Raw genomic sequence first — 3,310 nt, 5'->3', positions numbered from 1 at the left:
ATCTGTTCTAATTGATCCTAGACATAATGCAAGAGATGAACAAGTACCTTTTATTAATATTTTAGCAGATACTTCTGTTAATTCTCATTGGATGGCTCTTTATAAAAATTATAATCAAATAAATAATGAAAATTATAAAAATATTAATGAATATGAGAGTAAAGATTTAGATATAATTGAAGAAAGATTTAAAAACACTTTAAATGTTCAAGTTAATGTAACTTCTCAACTTATACTAGAAAAAGAGGAAAAATTAAAAGAGATAAAAAGTAAAAGTTTAGAGTTTATTAAAAGACTTGTAATTTTTAAAAATATAGATAGTGAAAAAAGAGAAAAAATTAGATATATTCCAACTAGAGAGTTTGGAATTTTTTTAAGAGACCTTGCATATATGTATAATTCAACTGAAAATAATGAAGAAAAAGAAAAAATATATTTTATGTTTCAAGAAAGTTTAAACTATATGTATGATCAAGGTTGGACAAAGGGAAGTTCTCAAGGAACTATTCATCATTTAGGATATCAAGTTAGAGAGATATATGAAAGTATTTTTCTTATGAAAGATCCCTTGTTAAAGGCTGGAAAATTAAAAGAAGCAAGAGAGATGGTAACTTGGTATAGTGCCATGGGGATAATTTATACTCCTTTTGAAAAAATAAGAGGAATAAATATAGATATTTTAAATACAATGCTTCCAGGAATGTTAACATCAATTTTATTAAATGAAAATAAAAATAAAGAGGCTTCTCAGCTTTTACAGTTAAGTAGTTATCTTTCAAATTCAATAAATTATTCTCCTGGAGTTATTGGAGGTTTTAAAGAGGATGGCTCAGTATTTCATCATATGCAAAATTATCCAGCATATGCTAAAGGAGCTATCTCAGGATTAACACCAATAATTTATTATTTAAGTAACACCTCTTTTTCCATTGAAAATAAATCATACAATAAGGTGAAAAAAGCAGTACTTATGTCAAGGATATACTCTAATAAGTACAACTACTTATTAAGTTTAACAGGAAGACATCCCAATGATAAATTTCAAATAGATGATTCAGGATTTAAGTATATGGCTTTAGCTAAAGAGAAAGAAATAGATAAGGAGTTAGCAGAAGCATATATGAGATTAACAAATAAAAGTGAAACTTACGAAAAGCTTAAAAAATTAGGTTTTAAAGAGGAGGAGGCACCTATAGGATCTTGGACAATGAATATGGGATCTTTACAGCTTCATAGAAGAGATGAGTGGCTTGTTGGTATAAAGGGGTACAGTAGATATCTTGTTGGAAATGAAACATATATAAAAAATAATTTATATGGAAGATATATGAGTTATGGTACTTTTCAAATATTAGAGAATTCATTAAAAAATAGTGGATATGAGCAAGAAGGATGGGATTGGGCTCACTATCCAGGAGCAACGGCAATATCATTACCTTTAAATAAATTAAAATCATCAATTTCTCAAGTGGATATAGCTAGTGGAGTGGAAGAGATGCTTCTTTCTGATGAAACTTATTCAGGTGGAAATAATCTTTTTGGTGATAGCATGTTTGCTATGAAGTTACATGAACATTCAAAATATAATCCTACACATAGAGCTAGAAAATCTGTATTTTTATTTGACAATATAGCTATTTTATTAGGAAGCAATATAGAAAATAATGATGTAAAAAATGAAACTCATACAACTCTTTTTCAAAATTACTTAGGTAAAAATAAAATAAAAGAAGAAATTAAAAATTATAAGAATAACGTATTAATAGAAGATTCTCAACATAATCTATATAAAATTTCTAAAGGAGATGTCTATTATAAAAAATCTCTTCAGAAGTCAAAAGATCAAAATACTGGAGAGAAAACTGAAAATAATTATGAGTTAGCTTATATTAATCATGGAACAAATCCTAAAAATAAAACATATGAATATTCTATTTTGATTAAAGGAAGGGAAGAGGAAAAAAATAAATTTAAAATAGATCAAGGATATAAAGTTTTAAAACAAGATAAGGATGCTCATATTGTTCAAAATATTAAAAATAATATGTTTGCGTATGCCTTATTTGAAAAACAAGAATTTACTGACGATAAATATATAAAAAGTATAAGTGCGCCATCAATGATAATGTTACAAGAGAGCAATAAAAATTTAGCTCTTAGTTTTGTTAATCCTGACTTAAGAATTTATGAAGGCATTGATGAAACTCAATATGATAAAAATGGAGTAATGAAGGAGGTTAGTATATACTCTAGAAAATGGAAAGGAAATGATTCTATTCCTTATACATCAGAGATCCTCTTAAATGGGAAATATAATATAAAAAATACTAAAGATGTAATATGTGAAATAAAAGAAAATAAAACACTTTTAAAAATAAATACAACTTATGGAGAAGTTATTAAGGTAATCTTAGAAAAAATATGATAATATATTAAAAAAATAAAGAGGTATCTTATGAAACAACATAATAATTTAATAAAAATATCAGATTTTTCAAGATTGTGCAATATTTCTAAGCAAACATTAATATATTATCATAAAATTGAACTGTTTTTTCCATATTTTATAAATGAAAAAGGATATAGATTTTACACTTTAGAACAACATAATATTCTATCTTTAATTAAAACTTTAAAGGAGATAGGAACACCACTAGAAGAGATAAAAGAGTATATAAATAAAAGAAATTCTAAGGAGTTTTTACTACTTTTAGAAAGAAATAAACAAAAAGTAGAAGAGCAAATAAAATCTTTAGAAAGCATTTCAAAATCTATAAATGAAGGTATGGATAGATTGAGGTTAGGAGAGAAAAATAGACTTAAAAATGAAACTCCTAAAATAGAGTATTTGGAGAAAGAGTATATAGATGTTAGTGAAATATCATCTACTAAAAAATCATTAGATATTGTTCATGGTATTAATGAATTAAATGATATTGCTAAAAATTTAAAAATAAATTTTTTAAATATCCATGCAATTGTAAAAAAAGAAAATATTTTAAATAATAATTTTGAAATATCCTATCTTTATATAAATCATTTAAAAAAATCAAAAAATTCTATTGAAAAACCAAAAGGTAAATATGCTGTTATCTATCATCAGGGATCTTTTGAAGATACTTTTAAGAGCTATAGTAAACTTCTAGCTTTTATAAAAAAAGAAAATTATGAAATAAAAAGTGACTCCTATGAAGAAACTGTTCTTGATTTTAAAACAGAAAATACAAATAATTTTTTAATAAAAATATCTATAAATATTAAATAAAATAATATATTGACTCTATAGTTACTATATAGTTTATTCTTATAT

The 3,310-nt window shown here is 24.5% G+C and carries 2 protein-coding genes; both read left to right on the top strand.

The window, feature by feature from the left end:
- Window positions 1-2,425, top strand: a 2,425-nt coding sequence (locus Q0V09_RS09565) for a chondroitinase family polysaccharide lyase (protein WP_297488937.1), incomplete at its 5' end; no start/stop codon positions are given.
- Window positions 2,426-2,455: 30 nt separating this feature from the next.
- Window positions 2,456-3,265 (top strand): MerR family transcriptional regulator, encoded by an 810-nt coding sequence (locus Q0V09_RS09560; RefSeq protein WP_297488933.1) that lies wholly within the window; start codon window positions 2,456-2,458, stop codon window positions 3,263-3,265.
- Window positions 3,266-3,310 lie beyond the last annotated feature (45 nt).

The organism is uncultured Cetobacterium sp. (genome assembly GCF_947039425.1).
Lineage (GTDB): Bacteria > Fusobacteriota > Fusobacteriia > Fusobacteriales > Fusobacteriaceae > Cetobacterium_A.
This window is presented reverse-complemented; position numbering and strand designations above follow the sequence as displayed.